Source organism: Streptomyces sp. KL109B, from assembly GCF_030766935.1.
In the GTDB taxonomy this organism is placed as follows: domain Bacteria; phylum Actinomycetota; class Actinomycetes; order Streptomycetales; family Streptomycetaceae; genus Streptomyces.
In genome coordinates, this window is sequence record NZ_JASERL010000005.1 from 273,546 (window position 1) to 299,625 (window position 26,080).

Here is a 26,080-nt window from a genome sequence, read left to right on the forward strand (position 1 = left end):
GCGTGGCCCGAGGTCACTTCGAGCGAGTGAAGCGGGTGTTCAGGCCGCAGGGCATGTCGGGGTCGTCGGTCGCGCAGAGCGACTTGCCGTTGTCGACGACCGTCAGGTCCATCCAGCAGGTCGTATCGGAAGGAGAGCTGAAGCTGAGGCCGATCTTCGACCCGGACTTGGTCTTCTCCGACGAGGCGCTGTAGGTGTTTCCGCCTTCGTGGGCGAAGAACGCCCAGTCTCCGCTGCCCCGGCCGCCCGGGCACCCGGTGTCCGCGAGGCCGCCGACGGTCAAGCGGGTGGAGGTGAAGGTGTGATCGGCGGCGAGGGAGACCGTCGCTCCCGACTCCGCCCGCCAGTTCCCGACGGCCCGGTCCACAGGGATCGTCGCCGGTTCTCCCTGCATGTCGCAGGACGTCCCGGCCAACGCGGCGAGGAAGGCAGCGGCCGTCCAGCGAAGCGCGCGAGGGGACGAGGTGTGGAACACGGATGCATCCTATGCGGCGTCAAATGGCCCCGTGGGCCCCGATCGCGTGGTGGTTCCCCGTGGTGCCGCCCCGGCTGCCGCGGCCCACGGACAGGGTTCCGGTGCCGAACTGGGGCGCGGGGAATCCGGACGCGCTGTCCGACTCCTGGTCGAACTCGCCGACGAACAGGTGGAGTTCGCCGTAGCGGGTCTCCGACTTCGTCGCGTCGGCGGGGTCCCGCCACTCCCAGGACTCCTGGGCGTCGAAGACACCGGTCACCTGCACCCAGGTGTCCGTCTCCGCGATGTCACCGCCCGGGACCTCGGCGCTCTGCGTCACCTTGCCGTCGGCGCCGACGGCGGTGCGGGTGAACTTCCACTGGTAGACGCCGTCGGCGGGTTTCACGGCCCACAGCGCCCACGAGGACTCGCCGGGGCTCGCCTGCTGCCCCGCGACCATGGCACGGTAACCCACCGGTTTGGCGGCGAGTTCGGCCACGTCGAGCCGCACGCGGCCGGAGACGGTGAACGAGCCGCTCTCGTCGACGACCGGTCCCCCGGTGGCGGCGTAGCCGGCGGAGCCGTCCGCCACGGCGGCCCGGGCCGGGCCGGCCGGTGCCGCGAGCGTCGCCACAACGGGGCGTGGGGTGAGGATGGTTGATACGACGGCCGCACCATGGACGACCATCAGGAGGACGAACGTGACCGAGACCAGCGACACGAGCGAGACCACCCGGTCCACCGCCGGCGAAACGCGAGAGGCGCCGCCGAGCCCGCTACGGCGGCTGATGCGGTACATCCCGCTGATCGCCCCCGTCCTGCTGTGGGCCGTGCCGTGCTGGGTTCTGCTGTACGCGGGGCAGGGCTGGCCGCTGCCCGTCACGCTGACCGGCACCGCGCTGTCCGTCCTCGGGCTGGTCTGCATGCCGGTCGCGATGATGCGTGGGCACGGTCGGCGTCAGCAGGACGGGGCGGCGATCGTCGGTGACACGCTGCTGGGCGGCAGTTGGGTGCTGTTCACGTGGTCCGTGCTGCTCGGTGTGGTGCTGCGGGCCGCCCTGGCCGTGGCCGGAGTGGGTGACGGGCAGGAGCGGGCGCGGATCGTGACGTGGGCGGTCCTCGGGGTGGCCGCCGCGCTGCTCGGCTGGGGGTACGTCGAGGCGCGGCGGGTGCCGCGGGTGCGGCGGCTCGATGTTCAACTCCCGCGTCTGGGCGCCGGGTTGGACGGGACGCGGGTCGTCCTGATCACCGATACGCACTACGGTCCGCTCGACCGGGCCCGCTGGTCGGCGAAGCTCTGCGAGAAGGTGAACACCCTGGAGGCCGATCTGGTCTGCCACACCGGTGACATCGCGGACGGCACGGCCGAACGCCGTCGCGCGCAGGCCACCCCGCTCGGCACCGTGCAAGCGACCCGGGCGCGGGTCTACGTCACCGGCAACCACGAGTACTACAGCGAGGCCCAGGGGTGGGTCGACCTGATGGACGAGCTGGGCTGGGAGCCGCTGCGCAACCGGCATCTGCTGCTCGAACGCGGCGGTGACACCCTCGTGGTCGCGGGCGTCGACGACGTCACCGCGGAGTCCTCCGGGCTCGTGGGCCACCGCGCCCACCTCGACGGGGCCCTCGACGGCGCCGATCCCGAACTCCCCGTACTCCTCCTCGCCCATCAGCCCAAGTTCGTCGACCGCGCGGCGGCCCACGGCGTCGACCTCCAGCTCTCGGGGCACACCCACGGGGGCCAGATCTGGCCATTCCACCACCTGGTCCGCCTCGACCAGCCGGCCCTCGCGGGGCTCACCCGGCACGGCGCCCGCACCCTCCTCTACACGAGCCGCGGCGCCGGTTTCTGGGGCCCGCCCTTCCGTGTTTTCGCGCCCAGCGAGATCACCCTCCTCGTACTCCGCTCCCCGCAAACGGCGCCGGTCCCGTCGTAGTACCGAGGGTTACGGGGGTCAAATCCCGGAAGAACGAAGGAAAAGAAGGAGTCAAGGGTGCGGCCGCGAGCCATTCCGCGGCACGAAATGATCATGCGAGGGGTTAGCCTTGATGTTGGTTGTCCGGGGCAACCAATGTTCCCGGGGCGAATGCCACTTGTGCCGGGCACGGCGCCCCGCGCCGCTGCCCCCGGACGGCCTCCCCCACAGTCAACACAGCACGACCACCGGCGCGTACGCGTCACGACGACGAGCGGGCCGGTGCCGCCAGGAGGACCACCCATGCCTGCCGAGGCATCCGCAGCCACCCCCACCCCCACTCCCGCGATATCCACGCCGGAGCCCTTCCGTACCTTCGTCGAGGACAACCTCGACGCCCTCGCGGCCCACCCGGACCGCGAGCTCCTCGTACACGAGGACCAGCGCCTGACGGCCGGTCAATTCCGGTCCCTTGTGCACCGCATGGCCCACGCGCTCACCGCGCTCGGCGTCATGCGCGGCACGACCGTGACCCTGCTCAGCGGCAATCTGCCCGAGACCATCGCGGCCCGGTACGCCGCCAACCTCGTGGGCTGCCGGGTCAACCACCTCTACAACAAGCTGTCGGCCGATGTGCAGGCGGCGATCGTCGAGGACGTCGAGACCCGGGTGCTGATCGTCGACCCGCGCTACGCCGACCGCGCCGCGGAGCTCGTCGACAGCGCGCCCGTGCCGCACGTCCTCGTCCTCGGCGAGGCCAAGCGCGAGCTCGGGCAGGACCTGCTGGCGCTCGCCGCCGAGCAGAGCGACGAGCCGTTCGCCTCGCGCGCACAGCCCGACGACATCTGCACCATCCGGCACACCGGCGGCACGACGGGCCACCCCAAGGGCATCGTCACCACCTTCGAGCAGGTCAACCGGATGCGCCGCATGGTCACTCAAGTGCGCCCGGCGGAGGGCGAGTTGCCCCGGCAGCTCGCGTGCACCACGCTCGCGCACGCCGCGGGCATGCTGGCGGACGTCGTCATCCAGACCGGCGGCTGTGTCGTGCTGCTCGACGACTTCGACGCGGGCGAGGTGCTCGCCACCATCGAGCGCGAGCGCATCACGCACCTGTTCCTGCTGCCGCCGCTGGTCTACCAGCTCCTCGACCACCCGGACTCCGAGCGCCGCGACCTGAGCAGCCTGCGCGGGCTGACGTACGGCGGCTGCCAGGCGTCGCCCGCGCGGATCGCGGACGCCGTACGCCGCTTCGGCCCCGTCCTCGTGCAGTTCTACGGCCAGAACGAGGCCGGCGGCATCAGCGTGCTCACCGCCGACGACCACACCTCGGACCGGCCCGAGCGGCTGCGCTCCGCGGGCAAGGTGCTGCCGGGTGTGGAGATCGCCATCCGCGACACCGACGGCAAGGACCTGCCGCTCGGCGAACTGGGCGAGATCTGCGTCCGGTCCGAGGGCACGATGGCGGGCTACTGGAAGCAGCCGGAGCTGACCGCCGAGGTGCTTCGGGACGGCTGGCTGCACACCGGTGACATCGGCTTCCTCGACGAGGAGAACTACATCACCGTCGTCGACCGGCTCAAGGACATGATCGTGGTCGTTGGCGGCCACGTGTACACCACCGAGCTGGAGGACCTCCTCAACTCGCACCCGAAGGTGCTGCAGAGCGCGGTCTTCGGGGTCAGGGACGCCGACCGCATGGAGCAGGTGCACGCCGCGGTCGTGCCCGCGCCCGGCGTCACGGTGGAGCCGGAGGAACTGCGGGCCGCGGTGCGCGCCCAGCGCGGCGCGATGTACGAACCGGCCCACATCACCTTCGTCGACGCGCTGCCCCTGACGGACGCGGGCAAGCCGGACAAGAAGCTGCTGCGGCAGCGCGCGGAGGAGCAGGCCTAGGACCCTCCCCCCGGCTACTCCTCGGTCGTCCCATGGTCGGGCTCGGGGGCGCGCCGTCCGGACCGCCACAGCACCTCGGCCGTCCGGGCGGCGAACGCCAGGGCCGCCGCGACCCCCGCCGCGGTGACGAATCCGCTCTTCGCCGCGCCGGACACCAGGCCGTACAGCACCGGCAGTACGAAGAGGAGGAACGCGGCGGCGGCGTACAGCGTCGCGGAGAACAGCGCGTAGCCGATCTCGACGGTCATCGCGTCCCGCTCGGCCTGGGTCCGACGTGCCCGAGTGCCACGTGTGGGTGTGGTGGTCATCGCGTTCGCTCCCGCCCGGTGCCTGTCCCACCCATCATATTGCGCCGTACGTGGAGTGCCCGGCGTTAAGGTTCGCCCTATGAACAGGCAGGCCCCGACGCTGGAGGACGTCGCGCGGGAGGCGGGGGTCTCCCGCGCCACCGTGTCGCGGGTCGTGAACGGCGTACGCAATGTCGACCCGAGCATTCAGGACCTCGTCCGCAGCGCGATCGAACGGACCGGTTACACGCCGAACCGCGCGGCGCGGACGCTGGTCACCCGGCGTACCGGGACGGTGGCGCTCATCGTCTCCGGCGCGGGCGACGCCTTCGTCGGCCGCGTCTTCGCCGACCCGTTCTTCGGCCGTGTCGTCAATGGCGCCATGGGGTACCTGCGGGCCCGCGCGATGCAACCGGTGCTGCTGTTCGCGGAGTCGGAGCCGGCCAGGAAGCAAGTGGTCGACTACGTACGGCAGGGCAGCGCGGACGGTGCGCTCGTGGTGTCCGTGCGGCCCGACGACCCGCTGCCGGAGCTGCTGCTCGCGGCCCACGTCCCCACGGTGCTGTTCGCGCGTCCCGCCCGGAAGGTTCCGGTCAGTTGCGTCGACCTGGACCACGCGGCGGGCGGCCGGCTCGCCGGGGAGCACCTGCTTGCCCGGGGCTGCCGCCGGATCGCCGCGATCAGCGCCCCGTTGGAGCTGCGGGCCGGTCGGGAGCGCCTCGCCGGGTTCCGCGACGCGCTGACACGCGCCGGACACGACACACCTCCCGTCGCCGAGGGTGTCTTCACGCTGGACAGCGGGGCCACGGCCATGACCACGCTGCTGCGCGAACACCCCGACGTGGACGGCGTGTTCGCGGCCAACGACCTGATGGCCCAGGGCGCCTGCCAGGTTCTGCGCGAACATGGCAGGCGCATCCCGCACGACGTCGCCGTCGTCGGGTTCGACGACTCCAGCATCGCGGTGACGTGCCGGCCGCCGCTGACCACCGTGCGCCAGCCGGTGGAGGACATGGCGGCGGCCATGGCGCGGCTGCTGGGCGAGCAGGTCCAGGGCGCCCGCACCGCCGAACCGCACGTCCTCCTCTTCGAACCGGAGCTGGTCGTACGCGACTCCGCCTGATCCTGCGCGGACGTCAGGCCCGGGACTCCCGGTGGGCGCGGATGATGTCCGCGTACCGCCGCCCGCTGCTCTTCAGGGTGCGGGTCTGGGTCGCGTAGTCGACGTGGACGAGGCCGAAGCGCTTGTCGTAGCCGTACGCCCACTCGAAGTTGTCGAGGAGGGACCAGGCGTAGTACCCGGCGAGCGGCGCGCCCTTGCGGATGGCGCGGGCGCAGGCGCTCACGTGCTCCTCCAAGTAGCGGGCCCGGTCGGGGTCGTGGACGGCGCCGTCGGGTGTGACGGTGTCGGGGAACGCGGAGCCGTTCTCGGTGACGTACAGCTCGCGCGCCCCGTAGTCGTCGGTCAGGCGCAGCAGCAGCGCTTCCAGGCCCCCGGCGTCGATCTGCCAGTCCATGCCGGTGCGCGGCACGTCGGGCAGCCGGACCTCGCGGGCGTACGGGACGGGGCCCCGGGGGTCGTCGGTGACGGTCGCGGGGAAGTAGTAGTTGAGGCCGTGCCAGTCGAGGGGCGCCGCGATCGTCTCCAAGTCGCCTGGGCGCTCCGGGAGTTCGACGCCGTACAGCTCGCGCATGTCGGCGGGGAAGCCGCGGCCGTAGACGGGGTCGAGCCACCAGCGGTTGGTGTGTCCGTCCATGCGGGTGGCCGCCGCGATGTCCTCGGGGCGGGTCGAGGCGGCCTCGATGGTGGAGTGGTTGGTGACGAGGCCGACCTGGGCGCCGGGGACCGCGGCGCGGACGGCGTGGGTGGTGAGGCCGTGGGCGAGCAGCAGGTGGTACGAGGCGCGCACGGCGGCGGTGAGGTCGGTGAGGCCGGGGGCCATGCGGCCTTCGAGGTGGCCGATCCAGCCGGAGCAGAGCGGTTCGTTGAGGGTGGCCCACCGGGTGACGCGGTCGCCGAGGCGGGCGGCGACCACGGAGGCGTAGTCGGCGAGGTGTTCGGCGGTGTCGCGGACGGTCCAGCCGCCGCGGTCCTGGAGGGCCTGCGGGAGGTCCCAGTGGTAGAGGGTGATGTTGGGGGTGATGCCGACGTCGAGGAGGGCGTCGACGAGGCGGTCGTAGAAGTCGAGGCCCGCCGCGTTGACCGGGCCGTCTCCCCCGGGCAGCACGCGGGGCCAGGCGACGGACATGCGGTAGGCGTCGGTGCCGAGCCGCTTCATCCAGCCGATGTCCTCGGGCCACCGGTGGTAGTGGTCGCAGGCCACGTCTCCGTGGTCGCCGCCGTCGACCTTGCCGGGGGTGTGGGAGAAGGTGTCCCAGATCGAGGGTGCGCGGCCGTCCTCGGTGGCGGCGCCCTCGATCTGGTAGGCGGAGGTGGCCGTGCCCCAGGTGAAGCCGGCGGGGAAGGCGGCGAGGTCAAGCGATTCGTACACGGAGGGCCTTTCTGGAGTACGTGAGGGGGAACAGGTGGTGGCTCGCGGCTACTTGACCGCGCCCGCCGTGAGCCCGGCGACGAGGTAGCGCTGAAGCAGCAGGAAGCCGGCGACGACGGGCAGGCTGACGATGAGTGAGGCCGCCATGATCTGGTTCCAGTACACGTCGTTCTGGGTGGAGTAGCCCTGGAGTCCGACGGCGAGGGTGCGGGTGGTGTCGTTGGTCATGACGGAGGCGAAGAGGACCTCGCCCCACGCGGTCATGAACGCGTAGACGGCGACGGCGACGATGCCGGGGATCGCGGCGGGCACGATGACCCTGAACAGGGCGCCGAGCGGCCCGCAGCCGTCCACCTTGGCCGCCTCGTCGAGGTCCCTCGGCACCGAGTCGAAGTACCCGATCAGCATCCAGATGGAGAAGGGCAGCGAGAACGTGAGGTAGGTGAGGATCAGGCCGCCCCGGGAGCCGAACAGCGCGATGCCGGTGGCGTTGCCGATGTTGACGTAGATGAGGAACAGCGGCAGCAGGAAGAGGATGCCGGGGAACATCTGGGTCGACAGGACCGTCACCGTGAAGACGCGCTTGCCGCGGAACGAGTAGCGGCTGACCGCGTACGCCGCGAACACGGCGACCGTGACCGAGCAGACGGTCGCCGCCCCCGCCACGATCAGTGAGTTCATGAAGTAGTCGGCCAGCGGCACCGTCTTCCAGATGTCGAAGTAGGGGCGGATGGTGAGGCCCGACGGCAGCCACTCGAACTTCCCCGACACGTCCTCCAGCGGCTTCAGCGAGCTGGACACCATCACGTACACGGGCAGCAGCACGAAGGCGGCGAGGAGCGTCAGGAAGATGCGGCGACTCCAGAGGAAGGACCGGGGCGCCGCCATCGGGGAGCGCGGCTGCCGGAGCGTAGTGGCCGTGGGGCTAGACATCGGTGGCCTTCCTTCCTCGGGAGGTGAACCAGAGGTAGCCGCCCGTCACCACGAGCAGGAACAGGAGCAGCAGCACCGACATCGCGGAGCCCGTCCCGAAGTTCCAGGTCTGGAACGAGGATTGGTAGATGTGGATCGAGATGAGGTCCGCGGCTTCCGGCGCCGCCTTGCCGAACAGCACGAAGGGCGTGTTGAAGTCGTTGAAGGTCCACAGGAACAGGACGAGGACGAGGACCTGGTTGACGGGGCGCAGCGCTGGCAGGGTGATGCGGCGGATCTGCTGCCACATGCCCGCGCCGTCGAGGGCCGCGGCCTCGTAGACGTCCCTCGGGATGTTCTGGAGCCCGGCCATGATGATGAGGAAGGCGAACGGCCAGCCCTTCCACACCGATACGACGAGCAGGGCGACGAAGCTGTTGTCGCCGATCAGCCAGAAAGGGGCGCTGTCGGTGAGCCCGAGCTGGTCGTGCAGCACGTGGTTCACCAGGCCGTTGTCCCGCTGGAACATGAACGCCCAGGTGATGACGGCGGCGTAGACGGGCAGCGCGTACGGCACCAGGAAGAGCGTGCGCAGGATGCCGCGGCCGCGGAAGGTCTCCTGCATGAAGATCGCGGCGGCCGCTCCGAGCAGCCAGCACAGTCCGACGGACAGGACGGTGAACAGGCAGGTGGTGAGGAAGGAGCCGAGCAGCGCCTTGCCGACGGGTGCGTCGAAGTCGACGGACAGGGAGTAGTTGTCGAGTCCTGCCCAGGGCGCGGTGCCCCAGTCGCGGATGAAGAACTGGGTCAGCTCCTTGAAGCTGACGACGATGCCGATGACCATCGGCACCAGGTGGACCAGGAGTTCGAGGAGCAGTGCGGGGAGCAGCAGCAGGTACGGCAGTCCGATGCGGCGCAGCCGCCCGGGGCGGCGCCTGCGCGGCGCCGCCCCGGGGGTCTTCTGGTGCGCCGTCCGCTCGCCTGCGCTGAGGGGGGCGGTGGTGGTCATGGAGGTGTCCGCGCTCACTTCTTCGTCATCTGCTGCTGGGCCTTGGTGAGCTTGGCCCGCACGGACGCGGTGGTCACCGCGCGGCCCGCGGCGGCGTCGGCGAAGAGTTCCTTGACGGCGGTGCCGACGACGGTCTCGAACTGCGACTCCTCGGCGACCTGCGGCAGCGCGGTGGCGCTGGTGGCGAGGGTCTCCTTGAGCGCGGCGACCGCCGGGGCGTTGAAGGCGGGGTCCTGCTGGGCGGCCTTGACCGGCGGGATGGAGCCGTAGGCCTTGTTCAAGGTGACCTGTTCGGCGTCGCTGGTCATGAACTTCACGAACTTCTTGGCGCCGTCGAGGTTCTGGGTGTTCTTGAAGACGGCCATGTTGATGCCGGCGACCATCGAGTTGGTGGCCTTGCCCTGGCCGGGCTTTCCGGACTGTACGGGGGCGGGGGCGACGCCCCACTCGTCGTCCTTCATGCCCTGCGTCTTGAAGGTGGCGGAGGCGGTCTGCCACAGCACCATCGCCGTCTTGTCCTTGGCGAAGTCGCTCAGGGACTGGTTCTGCGCGTACTCGGCGTTGCCCGGCGCGACGACCTTGTCCTTGGCCATCAGGTCGACGTACTGCTTCACTCCGGCGACGGCGCCGTCGGAGGTGAAGTCGGCCTTGCCGTCCGGGGTGAAGAAGTCGGCGCCGTGCTGCTTGGCGAGGACGAAGACCTGGTGGATGTTGTTCGACAGGTTGGAGCCTTCGGCGCCGAGGCCCCACTTGCCGTTCTTGGAGAGCTTCTTGCCGGTCTCGGCGAGCTCCGCCCAGGTCGTCGGCGGCTTGTCGATGCCGGCCTCGGCGAACATCTTCTTGTTGTAGTAGAGCGCGTAGGCCATGGAGTACAGCGGTACGGCGGCCGGGTCCTTGCCCTGGACGCCGGTGGAGCCGAGCGCGGACTCCAGGAAGCGGTCCTTGCCGCCGATCGCCTCGAAGTTCTTGGCGTCCCAGGGCAGCAGGGCGCCGCTGGTCTGGAGCGAGGCGCTCCAGGTGTTGCCGATGTTGAGGACGTCGGGGCCCTGCCCCGACGTGGTGGCGGTGAGGATGCGGTTGAGGAGGTCCGCCCAGGGCACGACCTCCAGCTTCACCTTGATGCCGGTCCGCTTCTCGAACTTGTCGAGTTCGGGCCGCAGCACCTTCTTGTCCACCTCCAGGCTCGCCCCCTGGTTGGAGGCCCAGTAAGTGAGCGTCTTCGGCTGCGAGTTGCCGCCCTCCGAGCCGGAGGTACCGCCGCCGCAGGCCGCCGCGGACAGGACGAGCGAGAGGGTGACGGCGCCGACGGCCGCGGCTCTGATGCTTCGCATGACTTCAGAAACCTTCCGGGAAGTCTTAATTTAGAGCGTGAGTTAAACCTCAAGCGAAGGTCGCGTCAAGGCCTTCGACCCATGTAGGTTGCGAGCAGGACTTCGGGACGAGGGGACAAAGTGACAGTGCGCAACGGCCGTACAGTGCGTGACCTGCGACGCGAGAACCGCACCGCGGTATTGCAACGGTTGTATTTCGACGGCCCGCTCAGCCGCTTCTCTCTCGGGCCCGCCACCGGCCTGAGTTCGGGCTCGGTGAGCAACGTGGTCTCCGAACTCGTCGACGAGGGCCTGGTGGAGGAGGCCGGCAGCGTCGACTCGGCGGGCGGCCGGCCCCGCACACTGCTGCGCATCAGCGCGCGCAGCGGCTATCTGATCGGCGTCGACATCGGCGAGACGCGGGTCCGGGTCGAGCTCTTCGACCTGGCCCTCACCGAGCTGGCCAGGGTCGAGAAGCCGCTGAAGACCGACGGCCCGAACCGCCTGGACCGCTACGACGTCGGCACCGTCGTGACACATCTGAGCGAGGGCATCTCCGAGGTCCTCCACGAGGCGGGCATCGCGGCCGAGCGGCTGCTCGGCGTCGGGGTCGGGGTGCCCGGCATCGTCGCGAGGACCCCGGAGGACGGCGCCGTCGTGCACGGCCAGACGATCGGCTGGGACGCCGTCCCGCTCGAACGGCTGCTGCGCGAGGCCCAGTTGCTGCCCGACACGGTGCCGTACTACATCGACAACGGCGCCAGGACGCTCGGTCAGGCGGAGATGTGGTTCGGCGCCGGGCGCGGCGCGCAGAGCGCGGCGGTGGTGCTCTTCGGCTCCGGCGTCGGCGCGTGTGTCGTCAGCGACGACATGGGGCCCGGCCGGGCCGTGGAGTGGGGGCATCTGACGGTGCGGGTGCGCGGGCGCAGGTGCCGCTGCGGCGCCCGGGGGTGCCTGGAGGCGTACGCGGGTGCGGAGGCGCTGCTCCAGCGCTGGGCGGAGGCGGGCGGCCGGCCGCCCGAGGGCGCGGACGAGGAGACGGCGCTGACCGCGATGCTCGCGGCCGCGTACCCGGGGCCGGACGCGGCGGGCGCCGCCCCGGAACCCGACGCGACCGCCGTGGCCGTCCTTGAAGAGACCGCCGAGTACCTCGGCGCGGGCTTCGCCGACCTGATCAACCTCTTCCAGCCCGAACGCATCCTGGTCGGCGGCTGGGCCGGACTCCAGCTCGGCCGCCGCTTCCTGGACGCGGTGAAGGACCACGCCACGTCGTACGCCCTGACCTATCCGGCCGCCCGCGTCCGCATCGACCTCGGCACCCTGGGCCCCGACGCCGTCACCGTGGGCGCCGCGATCCTGCCGCTCGCGGGCTTCTTCGCGCGCGGCGGCCGGCCGGAGGAGACCGAACCGGAGGAGCCGGCCCCGGCGTGGCGGACGGCGCTGCGGAAGCGGACGGTGCAGTGAGCGGCGGCCGTCGTAGGGGTGAGCGGCAGCTGTCGGGGAGGGGCGGGCGATGAGGGGGCGCCGCCCGGGCATCGGCCGGAGGCACGGCGCCCCGACCGCCGCCACCCTTTCCACGGCTCACCGCCACCCCTCTCACCGCCACCCCTCTCACCCCCTCACCGGTCGTCGACCGTCACACTTCCCTCCCACCGCGTGTCCCCCGCCGACCTGCCCACCATCAGCCGGTACGTTCCCGGCTCCGTGACCCAGCCGGAGTCCTCGGCGGACCAGTGCCGCAGCGCACGCGGGCCCACCGTCACCTCGGCACGCGCCGTGCGGCCCGGTTCCGCGCGCACCGCCGCGTACCCGGCGAACCAGCGCACCGGGCGCTCCACCGCCGAATCGGCCCTGGCGAGGTAGACCTGTACGACCTCGCGTCCGGCGCGGCTGCCGGTGTTGCGCACCATCACGCGGACGGTCAACGGCTCGCCCGCCGCGAGGTGTTCAGGGGCCTCCACGGACACGTACTCCCAGGTCGTGTAGCCGAGTCCGTGGCCGAACCAGTAGGCGGGTTCGCGGCCCGCCCGCAGCCAGGCCCGGTGGCCGATGTGCAGGCCCTCGGCGTAGTCGAGCCGGCCGTCGGTCGGCCGGGTGCGGGTGACGGGCGCGTCCGCCAGGGCGGCGGCCCATGTGGTGGGGAGCCGGCCGCCGGGTTCGGCGAGGCCGAACAGGACGTCGGCGAGGCCCGCGCCTGCCTCCTGCCCCGGGAACCAGGTCAGCAGCACGGCGCCCGCGTCGTGGCGCCAGGGCAGCTCGACCGGTCCGCCGCTGTTGACGACCACGACCGTACGTGGATTCGCGGCGGCCACCGCGCGGACCAGCTCGTCCTGGTGCCCGCCGAGGGAGAGACCGGCGCGGTCGTGGCCTTCGGTCTCGCTGTGCTCGGTGGTGCCTACGACGACGATCGCGGCGTCGGCGTCCCGTGCCGCTCGCACCGCGTCCGCCACGGCGGTCGCCGGGTCGGGTTCCGGCGGCGCCGCGACGACGACGGTGGCGCGGCCGCGGCCGGGCACCAGTTCCCGTCGGGCCACCACGCGCACGGGGTGCCCCGCGGCCAGTGTCGTACGCGCCGTGTGCACGGGCGGGGTGACGTGGACGACGGCCGGGTCGTCGGTGACACCGGGGAACTCGCCGTCCAGCAGGGTGTGTTCGTCGACGGTGAGTGTCATGCGGCCGAAGCCGCCGACGCCGAACGTCCACTCCCCCGACCGCTGCGGATGCAGCACCGCGTCGATCTCCACCGTGTGCGCGCCGGGTGGCAGATCGGGCTCCAACTGCCGCCCCGACAGCCGGTGTTGGGAGTACAGCTCGCGGCCCGCCGCGTCCAGCACCCGCAGCAGCACGCCGGGTGCGCCCGATGCCGGGTCGACGCACCGGTCGGTGTCGAGCGGTGCCGGCGGCGCCCCGGACGACGGGCCCGGCTCGTGCACCACGCGGGCCCGCCCCCGCAGCCGGGCCCGGATGCCGGCCAGCGGCGTGACCACGTCGGAGCAGAACACGCCCGCGCTGCCGCCGCCCTGGACGCGCGGGACCGCGGCGTGCGCGCCGACGACCGCGACGGTGGAGAGCCCGCCGGGGTCGAGCGGCAGCACGCCGCGGTTGCTCAGCAGCACCGAACCGGCGCTGGCGGCGCGGCGCAACAGCGCCCGGGTGTCGCGGGAACGGGACGCCGCGACCCGCGCCCTACGCGGGCGACGCGGCCCGAGCGCGCCCACCCGAACGGCCAGCCGGAGCAGCCGCCGCACCTTGTCGTCGACCGCCTCCTCGGCGACGAGCCCGTCCTTCACCGCGCGGACCAGCGCCGCGCCCCACGGGCTTTCGGGGCCCGGCATCGCCAGGTCGAGGGCGGCGCGGCCGGTCTCCTCCGTGGTGCGTACGGCCGCCCAGTCGGAGACGGCGACCCCGTCGAAGCCCCACTCCCCCTTGAGGGGTTCCGCGAGGAGCGGGCTGGCGGTCATGGTGGCGCCGCCGACGGCGTTGTAGCCGGCCATGACGAGCCACACCCCGGCCTCGACGGCCGCCTCGAAGGGCGCCAAGTACACCTCGCGCAGCGCGCGTTCGGACATCCGGACGTCGACGGTCAGCCGGTCGGTCTCGGAGTCGTTGGCCACGTAGTGCTTGGCGGTGGCCGCCACTCCGAGCGCCTGGACGCCCCGGACGAGGGCGGCTCCGGTGCGGCCGGTCAGTTCCGGGTCCTCGGAGAAGCACTCGAAATGGCGTCCCGCCAGCGGGCTGCGGTGCAGATTGAGGGTGGGGGCGAGCACCACGTCGACGCCCTTGCGGGCGGCCTCGGTGGCGAGCAGGCCCCCGAGCCGCTCCACCAGTTCCTCGTCCCACATCGCGCCGAGCGCGGAGGCGGAGGGCAGCAGGACCGAGGTGCGCCGCTCGTCCCACGACTCGCCGCGCACCCCGGCAGGACCGTCCGATGTGACCATCTCCCGAAGGCCGATCGCGGGCTCACCCGCGGTGCGCCAGGTCGTCACGCCCGTGAGCAGGCGCACCTTCTGAGGGAGGCTCAGCTTTCCGATCAGCCGATCGAGTGTCAGGTCGTCCATGTCACGGCAACCGGTAGTCCGCGTCCAGGACCGCGCCGCGCTCCGGGTGGTACAGGTCGTAGCCGCGCGCGTCGCACTGGAAGCCGCCCACGATGCAGCCGTCGACAAGCGCCTTGAGCGTCCGCTCCTCCCACGCGTTGAAGAAGTCGTAGTGGAAGGAGTAGCCGCGCCCGCTCGCCAGCCGGACGTCGCTCATGTCCCCGTTGACCGGGAAGGCCATCTTGAACTCGATCATCGGCAGGGCGACCGGGTGGGACGTCGGACACATGTTGTCGTTGGTCCCGGGTTTCACGACCGGGTACGCCATGTGGCTCCGGTGGTCGGGGGTGTCGAGGTACTTGCCGTCCCAGCAACTCGGCGCCTGGAAGCGGATGTTGAGCTGGACGTCGGGCCGGCTCGGGCAGCTCGCGGGGAAGTCGACGTTGAAGAAGCTGTCACCGCACTCCCAGCCCTCGACGAACCCCTTGTGGGCGCGGAACTCCTGGGCGCTCTGCATGGGGTCGCCGACGACGTACCGCAGCCCCTTGGGGAACGGCCGCACGCTCGTGTAGTCGGTGACACCGGACTTGTAGTAGATGACCTGCGGGCCGACCGGCAGGATCTTCTTGTCGCCCTTGTACAGGGACGGCATCCAGTACGCGGAGGCGTCGGCCGGTGCCTTGCAGGTGGTGGCACCGCCGTAGAGGCTCGCCGTCGTGCTGCTCGCGTTCGTCGACTTGTTGCCCATGAAGGTGTGGTCGTGGGACTTTCCGGGCTGTCCCGGGTAGACGATCGGGTCGTCCGGCGCGGTGTGCGTGGCGTCGCAGTTGGCCTGGAACTCCTTGTGGTAGCGGGGCGGCGGGGTGGCCGTGGACGGGGTCACGCCGGTGACCTGGGGGACGGCCGGGATGTACCCGTCGCCGTCGGGGTCGTCGCCGGACGCCTGGGTCGACACGGCCATGGTGTGTCCGGTGTGCGCGGTGGCCCGGACGTTCTCGGGACCGGCCGCCGTGGCGATGGAGCCGATGCCGAGCACGCTGGCGACGAGGGCGCTGCCGAGCAGCAGCGCGGGGAGCTTCGAACGCGGTCTCATGGGGCCTCCTGCCCTCTGAGGTACCTGGTGTGATGGGGTACGAAGGGCGCCCGGCGGGCGCCCTTCGTCATCGGCGGAGTGTCAGCTGTAGATGCCGAACTCGTGCAGCGAGTAGCCCCAACTGGTGCCACGCGCCGTCAGGTTGAGCCGTACGTAGCGCGCGGTCGTCGCGGCGTCGATGGTGTCGATGTCGCCGTTTCCGTCGGTCGTGGTGTGCACGGTGCGCCAGTTGCTGCCGTCGTCCGAGACCTGCACCTCGTACGACTTGGCGTAGGCGGGATCCCAGACGAGTTGCAGCTTGCGGATGGCGGTGGCGGCGCCCAGGTCGACCTTGATCCACTGGGGGTCGCTCCAGTCGCTGGCCCAGCGGGTGTCGGCCTTGCCGTCCGTCGCCTTGGTGGGCTCGCACGGACAGTCGCCGTACGAGGGCTGGAAGGAGGAGGCGGTGGTGGGCTTGTTCAGGGCCACGTTCGTGCCGCTGACCGGCGGGGCGACGACCTTGACGGACTTCGTCTCGATGCCTGCGTTGCCGTGGCCGTCCTCGGCCTGGATGTACACCTTCCACACACCGAGCTTCTCGGGGGCGGTCACCGCGAAGGTGCCATTCCCTGTGGCCCGCCACTTGGCCTCGACGAGCCGCTTGTCACCGCTCGCGTAGTTGCCGCTGAGGAACACCTTGTACGTGACCGGGTCGCCGTCGGGGTCGCGGGTGTCGGCGTGGACGGTGAACTCCTCCCCCGCCGGGGCCGAAGTGGCGTGGTCGACACCCATGTTGGAGAGGACGGGCGGCGTGTTGTCACCACTGGTGGATCCGCTGTACGCCTTCTTCACGGCGTAGTAGGACAGCCGCTTCAGCCCGTCCGGCAGGAGGTTGAACCAGACCCCGCCGAAGTCGTGCTCGGTGCCGTAGTGGAAGAGGGTGGCTCCGAGGGCGACGCCCCGGTGTCCGGTGACACACCCCCACGCCTTGGTGTAGCCCTCGGCCTTCTGCACATCGGTCGGCTCGTCGGGCACACCATTGGCGTCGTCGGGCACCTCCCACTCACCTGCGGGCCCTGTCTCGGTGATGATGTACGGCTTGGTGTAGCCGCCCTCCTCCCAGTCCTTCTGGACGCCGCAGATGTCTCCGTAGGAGTTCATCGAGTACAGGTCGAGGTCGGGCGCGTTGCGCTTGTAGTAGGGCCAGGCTCCGGTCCAGGCGTCGGTGGAGGTGACGGGATGGTTCGGGTCGAGGCTGTGGATCTTCTTGGCGACGTCGTTGACGAAGGTGGTGTACGCGTTGCGCTGTGCCTCCAACTCGCTTCCGCTGTAACAGTTCTGGAGCCCCAGCACCGACTCGTTGCCGACGTTCCACATGAGGGTCGCCGGGTGACTCTTGTACGCCTCCACCCACTTGGCGAACTCGGTGAGCATGTTGTTCTTGTACGTGGTGTCGGTGACGTAGTTGACACACCCGCCGGAGCCGGGGCCGCCGCCGGGCTGCAGCCAGAAGCCGTTGACGACGCGGAGGCCGTTCGCCGCGGCGCTGTCGAGGAGCGGCTTGGTGCCGGCGTCGGTGCCCCAGGTGCGGATCGTGTTGACGCCCATGGACTTGACGTCGGGCAGGTACTTGGGCGCGTCCGCGATGGCGGGGCCCCAGGTCAGGCCCTTGACGGTGTACGGCTGGCCGCCGACGGTGAGTTGCCAGTTCCCTTGGGAGCCGGTCACCTTGACCGCCCCGGAGTCGGTCGGTGTGCCGTCCTTGGTCCCGTACACCTGGAACTCCCACAGGGAGTACCCGTAGCCGCCGGACCGCTCGGTGCCCAGCATGCGCACGTACCGTCCCGATCCGGAGACGGCGAGCTCGTCGGTGCCGCCGTCACCGCCGGTCACGGTCTTCAGGGTGCGCCAGTCCGTGCCGTTGTCGGACGCCTGGATCTGGTAGCTCTTCCCGTACGCGCCCTCCCAGCTCAGCACGACACGGCTGAGGTCGGAGCGCTGCCCCAGGTCGACCTGGAACCACTGCGGGTCGCTCCACTTGCTGGCCCAGCGGGTGCCGCTCAGGTCGCCGTCGACGGCCTTCGAGGGCGCGAAGCCGTCGCCTTCCTGGGACGAGGCGGTGGCCGGCTTGCCCTGGGAGAGCAGGGTCTCGGCGGCGTGCGCGGGCTGGGCGGCGGCGAGCGCGAGCGACGAGGCCACCAGTGCGCCGACCGCGAGCAGGGGGACGGCGCGGCGTTCGGCCGGTCTTCGGTACGAGGACGTACGCGAGGGGGTTGAGAACACTTCCGCTCCCTAGGGGTAGGAGACGACGGTGGACGGCACGGTCGAGGTACCGGAGGGCACCGTGGAGTCGCCGGTGTCGTTGATGACGTGGTTGTAGTGACCGTTGCCGCCGAGGGAGACCACGAGGAGGCTGTGGAACTTCACACCGGCCTTGACGGGTGACTTGAAGCCGTGGTCCTGGCGGATGCCCGGGTCGACGTTGTAGTTGCAGTAACTCCCAAGTCCCCACGCCTCGTGGGTGTTCACCGAGTCGTCGACGCGGTAGGCCGCGTACCCCTTGGTGTCACCGTTCTGGATGGCGGCCTGGTTCGGGGCGTCGTACGCCTTCTCGTTCTGGTAGAAGATCGTCCGGCCGCGTTCGCCGTACCACTCGACGTCGTACTTGTTGAAGTGCTCGACGAACAGGCCGGTGGCCAGGACGTCGTCGCCGTTGACGCGGACGCCGTAGTCGGCCCGGTTGGTCTCCCAGCCGACGCCCTGACCGTGGTCGGCGCGCCACACCCAGGTGTGGTCGATGATGGTGTCGTCGCTGTTGACGACCATGCTGGTGGTGGCCTTGCCCGCGCCCGCGCCGCCGATGCGGACGTACACGTCCTGGACGGTGGTGGGGTTGGCGGCGTGGTCGGCGGACGCGCCCTGCGGGCCGATCTCCAGCAGCGTCGGCGAGTTGACAGGACCGGCGTCGACGAGGAAGCCGGCGAGCCGCACACCGTCGACGTCGGCGACCTTCATGGCGGTCACACCGTTGTCCGGGACGATGGTGGCGAGGCCGAGGCCCAGCACGATGGTGTTCGCCCGCTTGATGTCGATGGTCCGGTCGACGTGGTACACGCCGGGGGTGAAGAGCAGGTTCAGGCCCTGGTCGAGGGCGGCGTTGATGGTGGCGGCGGTGGCGCCGGGCTTCACCACGTAGAACTTGCTCAGCGGGATCGACTCGCCCTGCGGGGTGCCGTCGGCCCAGGTGGTGCCGCGCGCGTTGGTGCGCTTGGCGGGCGCGAAGACCTTGTACTCGTTGCCGTCGAGGTACAGGAACGGCTTCTCGCGGGAGATGGGTGTGGTGTCGAGCGTGGTGTAGCGAGGCTCCGGGAAGCCGGTGGCGGGAGCGCCCGAGACACCTGAGAAGACCTGGTTCCAGACGCTGTTGGACCAGCCGCCGATGGAGCTGTCCCTCGTGTACCACTGCTGCTGCGAGTAGTTGCCGACCTGGCCGTCGATCTTGCTGTCGGCGATATAGCCGCCACTGGCCCAACCGTAGCCGTTCGGCGCCAGGTTGAGCCCGCCCTTCACGTGCATCCGGCGGAAGGACGCCGCCTGTGACACCGCCCACCGGTCGGTGCCGTTGACCGGCTTCACGGCGAGGTTCTCGGCGCTGCGCCAGAAGTTCTGCGTGGCGTTGCCGTTGAACCAGCCCGCGTCGACGGTGACATCACCGTTGATCGTGGTGTCATCGGGGCGCAGCCCGAGCCCGGCGATCTGGGTGTAGAAGCCGATCTGGGCGTTGAGGTTGTCGTACGTGCCCGGCTTGAAGAGGAAGGCGTGCCGCCCGGAGCCGAACTGGGCCGACTCCTGCTCCTTGAACACCTGGTCCAGCTTGGCCTGGATGCCGGGCGTCGAGGGGTCGAAGACATGCACGTTCGGCCCGAGGTCGCCGCCGCCCTCAATCGGCCCAGTGGTGTCACCGGCCGTGCCGTACACCTTGAACTCCCAGAGGGAATAGCCGTATTGGGTGGCGCGGGCGGTGCCGTACATGCGCACGTAGCGGGCGGTACCGGAGACGTCCACGGTCTCCGTGCCGCCGGCGCCGGTGGTGGTCGAGTACGCCGTCGCCCAGTCCGAGCCGTTCTGTGACGTCTCGATCCGGTACGACTTCGCGTAGGCGGCCTCCCAGCGCAGTTCGACGCGGGAGAGGGTGGCGGAGGCGCCGAGGTCGACGCGGAGCCACTGCGGGTCGGAGGCGGCGCTCGACCAGCGGGTGCCGATGTCGCCGTCGACGGCCGCGCTCGCCGGGGTGCCGTAGTGCTCCTGGCTTGAGGCGGTCACCGGCTTGCCCTGCGAGAGCAGCGCGGGCGCGGCCTGGGCCTGCGTGGCGGGCAGGGCGGCGAGCAGCGCGGCGGCGAGGGCGCCGACCACGACGCCGACGAGACCGCGTCGGCGGGGACTGCGCGGAGCCGGTCCACGTGCGGCGGGTCCACGGCGAGCGGGTCTGAGTGCGGCGGGTCTGGGTGCGGCGGGTCTGGGTGGGGCGGTGCTACGGATGCCAACTCTGGGCATGGGGAGGCTCCTTGACGCGGAACGGACGGGTTGGGAGAGCGCTCTCCGGCACCTTGCCCGTCACGCCGGTCCCGGTCAAGGTTCCGCGCACGGCTTTTCTTTTGACTTGCATTAAGTGGGAGACGTTCGGGGCGGGCCCTTGCCGGTCAGCGGTGGTCGGCCGCGTCCCCGTCCGGCACGAGCCGCATCCAGGGGTACACGTACTCCGCGTCCGTACGGCCCTCTGGGAGGGCGGGCGCGAGGGCGCGCAGGACGCGGGCGGCGGACCCCGGGCCGTAGTCCTCCAGGCGCTCGGTCGCCTGCAGGAGGACGCGCCCCGCAGCGAGTTCCGTGACGGCGCGAAAGGCGCCGGAGGCGCGCAACTGGTCGGCGCCGCCTACCTGTTGGGCGACATCCGGGGAGCAGACCGTCGTCCAGGAGTAGCCGCGCAGCAGACGTCCGCTGTCCGGGACCGTGTCCTCGGGCCAGCGGTGCAGGACCCGTTCGAGAGCGGTGCCGTACTCCAGGTCGGCGTCGTCGGTGAGGTGGGCGTACGCGGCGTCGAGCCGGTCCGCCCAGGTGGCGAGCGCGTCCAGCCAGCGCCGTTGGGTGTCGTTGGCGTCCGGTTGACGCAGGAGGGACTCCGGGGCCGTGGCCAGGCACCGCAGCCACCCCCCGCTCTCCCCCGCTTCGCCGCCGCCCGCGAGCCAGACGTACTCGACGGTCAACGCGTGCTCCTCGTCCACGGGCAGGCCGCGCGGGTCGAGCGGGTGCAGGAGGAGGGACACGCGTACGGGCGGCGCCTTGTCGGTGGCGTCGAGGGAGGCGAGGAGGGTGCGCCAGCGGCGCGGCGAGAAGCGGGACTGCCGCGGCGGGGTCCGTGCCGAGCGCTGTACGAGCAGCTGGGCACAGACCCCGTTCGCGGGGCCCCAGGCGGCGCGGGGGTTGTTCTCGTCGGGCCCTGGTGCCGGCGGGTCGGTGGCGAGTGCCGGGCCGAGGCCGGGGAAGAGCGCGTCCCTGGCCTCCGTGAGCCAGCCGACGGCGGCCCGCGCCGGAGCGTCCGCCGAGGCCGCCGGGCAGTCGATCTCCACCGTCAACTCACGTGCTGCCGCCACCGGTTCACCGTACCTTCCGCTTCGCTTGTCCGGCGTCAGCCCGCCGCCAGCAGGCCGCCGCCCAGGATGCCGCCGAGGATCGCGCCGCCGACGCCCGCCGTCAGCGCGCCGACGACGACCACCGCCGCCACGGCCCCGACCCCGATGGCCACATCACCCCAGTCGACGGCCGGCGGGTTCGGCGCCGGTTCCGGCGTGCGGGGCTGCGGTTTCGGCTTCTCCTCGTCCTCCGGCTTCTGCAGCGAGCGCGGCAGCTTCGGCGGGGACGGCGGCCGGTCACCGGGCCGCCTCGGCTTCTTCTTCACATAGACGATGGCGCCGTCCATGTTGAAGTCCGGGGAGTACACCCAGTGGTTGTCCTTGTCGCCCGCGCGGGTCGTGTACTTCACCATGCGGACCCGGGACATGGGCTCCCCGGGCGCGGCGGACTCCTTGAACTCCCGCTCGTACGCCTTGATGTAGTGCTTGACCTGGTCCTTGGCGAGCTTCGTCGCCGCGGCCACGCCGTTCTTTCCGGACTTCACTTCCCAGATGAAGGCCCGTTTGTCGGTGTGCTGGTAGAGGATGTCGACCTCGCCGTACTTTCCGGTGTCGTTCTTGGACGCGCCCGGTATCCGGAACTCCTTGCCGCCCGGGACGGGGTGCAGCCGCTTGCTCACGCCGGGCCCGTACCGCTTGCGCAGTTGCGTCGCGAGCTGCTTGCGGGCCACGTCGCGCGCCAGGTTGTGCAGGGTCGTGCGGTCGTGGCCGCCGCCACCTGCCTGGGTGACCGCCGCGGCGACGGTCGTGCGGGCCTGCGCGCGGGTGGCTCCGGCCGACAGGCGCGGGGCGGCCGAGCCGACCTGAGCGGCGGCGGAGGGCGCGACGAGCAGGCCGAGCGGGTCGGTGGCGTTCAGCGGGTCGTTGGCGGCGTACGTGTACGGGTGGTCGGCGTTGTCCGGGCCGACGTCCTGGACCGTGATCGGGTCGCGGGTGCCGAAGCGGCCGAGCCGGGTGTCGTACCAGCGGGCGCGGAGGTAGAGCTCGTCGCCCGAGGTCAGCTCGGAGCGGTAGCCGAAGCGCGGGAGGCGCGGGGAGGGGAGGTGGCGGCGGTGCGGGTCGTGGTGGTGGTCGTGCCCGTGGTGGTCACCCTCGTCGTGCCCGTGGAGGCCGCCCTCGTCGTGCCCGTGCCCGTGCCCGTGGTCTTGCCCGTGGTCGCCGTCGTGGTCCCAGCGGGGGCGGCCGAACGCGTCGTACTCCTCGGCGCGCACCCACGGTTCCGTCTCCCGTGTCCGCTCCGCGGATCCGTACGCGTCGTGCGTGAACGTGGCCGATCCGCCGCCCCAGTTGGCGAAGGTCCGCCCGTACCCGTACGTGAAGTCCGCGTTGTAGCGGCTCGGGTGGCCGCGCTCGGTGTCGGCGAGTGCGGGGTCGGCGCGCTGGGTGAGGATCTGCGGGATGCGGTCCCAGCTCCAGCGGTAGCGCACGGACGCCGTGCGCACCGTCTCGTGGCGCTCGTCCACATTGGCGAGGACGAGGGAGGTCAGCAGCCCGTCGCCGTCGTACGTCGCCTCCGTGCGCTCGGCCGGGTGCGTGCCGCTCCGCTCGACGCGCACCGGCCGCCCGAAGCCGTCGTACGCCACCGTCCTGCGCTCGTCCCCGGTCCGCTCCTCGGTCAGCCGGCCCGCGCCGTCGTACGTGTAGTGGGTGCGCTGCCCGTGGGACTCGGAGCGGACGAGTTGGTCGGCGTCGTCGTAGCGGTAGTGGGTGGTGTGCTCGCCGTGCGTGCGCAGCACGCGGTTGCCGACCGCGTCGTAGCGGAGGCTCTGCCGCTCGTGGGCGACCTCGTGCCAGAACCCGCCCTCCTCGCGCGGCAGATGGGCCCAGTCGTCGCGCGAACCCGGGTGCCCGTGACCGTGTCCGTGTCCCTGTCCGTGCCCGTGTTCCTGGTGGCCGTGGGGTGCCCACGGCCAGCCCCGCTGTTCCCAGTGCCGCACTCCGGTCAGCTGTCCGAGCCGGTCGTAGCGGTACGCCTGGTAGCGGCCGCCGCTGCCGTCGTCGCGCTGCGCGAGGATCTTGCCGTCCGGGTCGTGCGTGAACGTGGTGCGCCGTATGGGCCGCCCGTCCCGCACCGTCTCGAAGCGGGCGAGCAGGTCCTGGTCGTAGCCGTAGCGCCGGGCGTGCCGCCCCGGCAGCTGTTCGGTCAACAGCCGCCCGTCCGGGTCGAGTCCGTACGAGGCGTGCCCGGCGCGCTCGTCCTCCAGGCCGACGAGCCCGCCGTTGAGGTTGTAGCGGTAGCGCACGTCCTGGCCGTCCGGGTAGGTCAGGCGGGTGCGGCGGCCGGTGCGGTCGTGGGAGGCGCCGAACACCGCGCCGTCGGGACCGGTGACGCGGACGACGCGGCCCGCCTTGTCGCGGTCGTAGCGCGTCGTGCCGGTGCCGTCCGTCATGCTCGTGCAGCGGCCGGCCTTGTCGTAGGTGTACGTCACCTTGGTGCCGTCGTCGGCCCTGCGCTCGGTGCAGTTGTTCTCGGCGTCGTAGCGGAAGTGCTGCACGCCGCCGTCCGCGTCGGTGATCCGTGTGACGTTGCCTGCCTTGTCGTACGCGCGGTGCGTCTCACGGCCGAGCGGGTCCGTCTCCGTCAGCAGGCGTCCCGCCTTGTCGTAGGCGTAGCGCGTGGTGTTCCCGTTGGCGTCGGTGGCCGAGACGAGGCGGCCCGCCCGGTCGTAGCCGTACTGGCTCTCGTTGCCCTCGCCGTTGACGACGGAGGTGAGGTTGCCGTTCTTGTCGTAGCGGTAGCGGGTGGTGATGCCGCTGGGGCTGGTGTCGGAGAGGCGCTGGCCGCGCGCGTCGAAGGTGCGCCGGGTGACCCAGCCGCGCGGGTCGATGACGGCGAGTTCGTTGCCCGCCTTGTCGTACTGCACGCGGGTCAGCAGTCCGGCCGGGGTCGTCACGGATATGCGGCGGCCCTGGGCGTCGTACGCGTACCGCGTGATCCCGCCCTCGGGGTCGACGACTTCGTGTATCTGGCCGCGCCGGTCGCGGCGCAGCCGCATCCGGTTGCCGTCGCCGTCGCTCGCGGACTCCAGGTGTCCCGCGCGGCTCCACTCGTTCCTGGTGCGCGCGCCGGTGGGGTCGGTGACGGTGACCGGCATCCCGGCCTTGTCGTAGGAGATCCGCCACTCGCCGCCCTCGGGGCCCTTGAGGCGGGTGAGGCGTCCGGAGTCGTCGTAGACGTGCCGGGTGCGGCCGCCGGTCGCGCCGGTGACGGTGGTGGGCAGGCCGCGCGCGTCGTACTCGGCCCGCACCGTGCCCAACGGGCCCTTCTCCTCGGCGAGTCGGCCCTCGTTGTCGTAGCCGTACTCGGTGCTGCCGCCCTCGGGGTCGGTCTCCTTGGTGAGGCGGCCGAGCGCGTCGTACGTGTAGTGGGTCTCGCCGCCCTCGGGGTCGGTGACCCGGGTGAGGTTGCCGTCCGGGTCGTAGTCGAAGGACGTGGTGTGGCCCATCGGGTCGGTCGTCGAGGTGACGTTCCCTGCGCCGTCGTACGCGTGGGTGGTGCTGCCGCCCGTCTCGTCGACCGATTCGAGGAGCCGGCCCGCGGCCGAGTAGCGGTAGGCGGTGCGCCCGTCGACGGGGTCGGTGTGTTCGGTGACGCGCCCCATCGGGTCGTACGCCCAGCGGGACGCGGCGCCGTCGGGCGCGGTCAGCTCGACGGGGTTGCCTGCCGGGTCGTGGTCGAGGCGGCTGACGCGCTCGCCCGGGTCGGTGACTTCGGCGAGGTTGCCGTGCGCGTCGTAGGCGTACCGGGTGGTGAGGCCGTCGGGGTCGGTCTCCGCGGTGACGAGGCCGTCCTCGACGGTCCGTCGGGTGCGGGCGCCGCCGGGCTCGGTGACGGTGTCGGCGATGCGGCTGTCGCCGCTGTAGGTGTAGCGCGTCTCCTCGCCGCCCGGGTCGGTCTCGGAGACGGTGCGGTCCTGCGCGTCGTAGCCGAAGCGCGTGCGGAACCCGGCGAAGTCACTGGTCAGGAGGTTGTCCCGGGCGTCCCATGCCTGGGTGAGCGGGCTGCCGCCCGGGGTGGTGGCGCGGACGAGCCGGCCGCGCTCGTCGTAGCCGAACGTGGCGGTGCCGCCGTCCTCGTCGGTGCTGGACAGGAGTCGGCCGTCGGCGCCCGCGCGGAAGACGGCGCGGGTGCCGCCGGGGCGCGCGGTCACGGTGGTCGTGCCGGGCGGGTCGTCGTACGTGAACTCGGCGGCGGCCCCGGACGGCAGCGTCTGCCGTGCCACCCGGCCGGACTCGTCGTACGCGTTCGTGACGCGCGTCCCGTCGTCCGCGTCCACGATCTTCGTCAGGCGGCCGTCCGCCGTGCTCTCGAACCGGGCCGACGTGCCGTCCGGGGCGGTGACGGAGGTGAGGACGCCGCCGTCGGCGTGCGCGTACGAGACCCGGCGGCCGTCGTCGGACGAGACGGCGGCGAGCCTGCCCTCCGCGTCGTACGAGAGGTTCAGGGTCCGCCCGAGCGAGTGCGTGACGCTGAGCAGCCGGTCGTCGTCGCCGCCGTAGGTGAGGGTCACCCGGCGGCTGTCCAGGGCGAGTTCGGTGAGCCGGCCGCCGGGCGCGAAGCGCATCCGGAGCCCGGAGTTGTAGCGCAGCGTGCGGCTTCCGTCGTCCCCGGACTCGGTCAGGTCGGCGGGGAGGTCCTGGGGCCGTACGAACCGGCCCTCCTCGTCGCGCGTGAAGACGAGCACGCGCCCGTCCGTGTCGTGCAGGGCGACCGCTCCGCCGGGCCGTTCGGACAGCCGCGCGTCGAAGGAGGAGGTCCAGCCCCGGCCGATCGCCGTCGGTGAATCGTCCTCCACCGCACGGGAGTTGTAGGTGCGTCGCCAGTCGAGCAGGCCGAGCAGCGGCTCGGGAAACGGCAGATCCGTGTCCTCGCGCGTGTAGTTGCCGATCGCGGTACTGACGCCGGATCCGGCGAAGCCGTAGTTGGGGTGCCGCCCCAACAACTCCGCGGTCGGGCGGGTCACTTCGTGCGAGTTCGGTGTCCCGTCGGACCCGCCTAAGCCGTCCG

General features: G+C 71.6%; 17 protein-coding genes. 4 read left to right on the top strand and 13 right to left on the bottom strand.

From position 1 onward, the window contains the following. Positions 1 to 13 precede the first annotated feature (13 nt). A complete protein-coding gene (locus tag RBJ65_RS19320) occupies positions 14 to 475 on the bottom strand; it encodes a hypothetical protein (RefSeq protein WP_306317439.1) in 462 nt (153 codons plus the stop codon). A 19-nt stretch (positions 476 to 494) separates the two neighbouring features. Then, on the bottom strand, positions 495 to 1,175 hold the full coding sequence (locus RBJ65_RS19325) for a hypothetical protein (RefSeq protein ID WP_306317440.1): 681 nt from the start codon (positions 1,173 to 1,175) through the stop codon (positions 495 to 497). Here RBJ65_RS19325 and RBJ65_RS19330 point away from each other — a divergent pair. Both RBJ65_RS19330 and RBJ65_RS19335 read left to right on the top strand, forming a co-directional pair. Beyond that, a complete protein-coding gene (locus RBJ65_RS19330) occupies positions 1,156 to 2,391 on the top strand; it encodes a metallophosphoesterase (protein ID WP_306317441.1) in 1,236 nt (411 codons plus the stop codon). The two genes, RBJ65_RS19325 and RBJ65_RS19330, sit on opposite strands and share 20 nt — an antisense overlap. Before the next feature lie 282 nt (positions 2,392 to 2,673). Beyond that, positions 2,674 to 4,266: an AMP-binding protein gene (locus RBJ65_RS19335; protein ID WP_306317442.1), complete on the top strand. Its 1,593-nt coding sequence runs from the start codon at positions 2,674 to 2,676 to the stop codon at positions 4,264 to 4,266. 14 nt (positions 4,267 to 4,280) lie between these two features. Here the strand turns inward: RBJ65_RS19335 and RBJ65_RS19340 are convergent, their stop codons facing one another. Beyond that, positions 4,281 to 4,574, bottom strand: coding sequence for a DUF6332 family protein (locus RBJ65_RS19340; RefSeq protein ID WP_306317443.1), 294 nt, complete (start codon positions 4,572 to 4,574; stop codon positions 4,281 to 4,283). Between the two features lie 79 nt (positions 4,575 to 4,653). Between RBJ65_RS19340 and RBJ65_RS19345 the strand changes: the two genes are divergently transcribed. Continuing rightward, the gene (locus RBJ65_RS19345; protein WP_306317444.1) at positions 4,654 to 5,676 is read left to right on the top strand and encodes a LacI family DNA-binding transcriptional regulator; all 1,023 of its coding nucleotides are present in this window, start codon (positions 4,654 to 4,656) and stop codon (positions 5,674 to 5,676) included. 13 nt (positions 5,677 to 5,689) lie between these two features. Here the strand turns inward: RBJ65_RS19345 and RBJ65_RS19350 are convergent, their stop codons facing one another. From RBJ65_RS19350 to RBJ65_RS19365, 4 genes are read right to left on the bottom strand one after another with little or no spacing between them, the layout of a single operon-like run. Next, positions 5,690 to 7,045: a GH1 family beta-glucosidase gene (locus tag RBJ65_RS19350; RefSeq protein WP_306317445.1), complete on the bottom strand. Its 1,356-nt coding sequence runs from the start codon at positions 7,043 to 7,045 to the stop codon at positions 5,690 to 5,692. Between the two features lie 48 nt (positions 7,046 to 7,093). Then, positions 7,094 to 7,933, bottom strand: a complete 840-nt coding sequence (locus tag RBJ65_RS19355; RefSeq protein WP_306317631.1) for a carbohydrate ABC transporter permease — start codon at positions 7,931 to 7,933, stop codon at positions 7,094 to 7,096. 37 nt (positions 7,934 to 7,970) lie between these two features. Beyond that, complete coding sequence (locus RBJ65_RS19360; RefSeq protein WP_306317446.1) at positions 7,971 to 8,966, bottom strand: carbohydrate ABC transporter permease; 996 nt, start codon at positions 8,964 to 8,966, stop codon at positions 7,971 to 7,973. 14 nt (positions 8,967 to 8,980) lie between these two features. Further along, the gene (locus RBJ65_RS19365) at positions 8,981 to 10,297 is read right to left on the bottom strand and encodes a sugar ABC transporter substrate-binding protein (RefSeq protein WP_306317447.1); all 1,317 of its coding nucleotides are present in this window, start codon (positions 10,295 to 10,297) and stop codon (positions 8,981 to 8,983) included. Positions 10,298 to 10,417: 120 nt separating this feature from the next. On the opposite strand from RBJ65_RS19365, the gene RBJ65_RS19370 reads away from it, so the two are divergent. Beyond that, entirely contained in the window at positions 10,418 to 11,740 is a 1,323-nt protein-coding gene (locus tag RBJ65_RS19370; RefSeq protein WP_306317448.1) for an ROK family protein, read from the top strand. Between the two features lie 155 nt (positions 11,741 to 11,895). Here the strand turns inward: RBJ65_RS19370 and RBJ65_RS19375 are convergent, their stop codons facing one another. From RBJ65_RS19375 to RBJ65_RS19400, 6 genes are all read right to left on the bottom strand, one after another. Continuing rightward, positions 11,896 to 14,334 carry a glycoside hydrolase family 3 protein gene (locus RBJ65_RS19375; RefSeq protein WP_306317449.1) on the bottom strand — a complete coding sequence of 813 codons (2,439 nt, stop codon included), beginning with the start codon at positions 14,332 to 14,334 and terminating at the stop codon, positions 11,896 to 11,898. A 1-nt stretch (position 14,335) separates the two neighbouring features. Beyond that, on the bottom strand, positions 14,336 to 15,406 hold the full coding sequence (locus RBJ65_RS19380) for a DUF1996 domain-containing protein (RefSeq protein ID WP_306317450.1): 1,071 nt from the start codon (positions 15,404 to 15,406) through the stop codon (positions 14,336 to 14,338). Positions 15,407 to 15,487: 81 nt separating this feature from the next. Next, positions 15,488 to 17,668 (bottom strand): discoidin domain-containing protein, encoded by a 2,181-nt coding sequence (locus RBJ65_RS19385; RefSeq protein ID WP_306317451.1) that lies wholly within the window; start codon positions 17,666 to 17,668, stop codon positions 15,488 to 15,490. A 9-nt stretch (positions 17,669 to 17,677) separates the two neighbouring features. Then, positions 17,678 to 19,939 (bottom strand): discoidin domain-containing protein, encoded by a 2,262-nt coding sequence (locus RBJ65_RS19390; protein ID WP_306317452.1) that lies wholly within the window; start codon positions 19,937 to 19,939, stop codon positions 17,678 to 17,680. 146 nt (positions 19,940 to 20,085) lie between these two features. Next, positions 20,086 to 21,033 (bottom strand): hypothetical protein, encoded by a 948-nt coding sequence (locus tag RBJ65_RS19395; protein ID WP_306317453.1) that lies wholly within the window; start codon positions 21,031 to 21,033, stop codon positions 20,086 to 20,088. A gap of 35 nt (positions 21,034 to 21,068) precedes the next feature. Beyond that, the gene (locus RBJ65_RS19400; RefSeq protein WP_306317454.1) at positions 21,069 to 26,036 is read right to left on the bottom strand and encodes a DUF6531 domain-containing protein; all 4,968 of its coding nucleotides are present in this window, start codon (positions 26,034 to 26,036) and stop codon (positions 21,069 to 21,071) included. Positions 26,037 to 26,080: the final 44 nt, after the last annotated feature.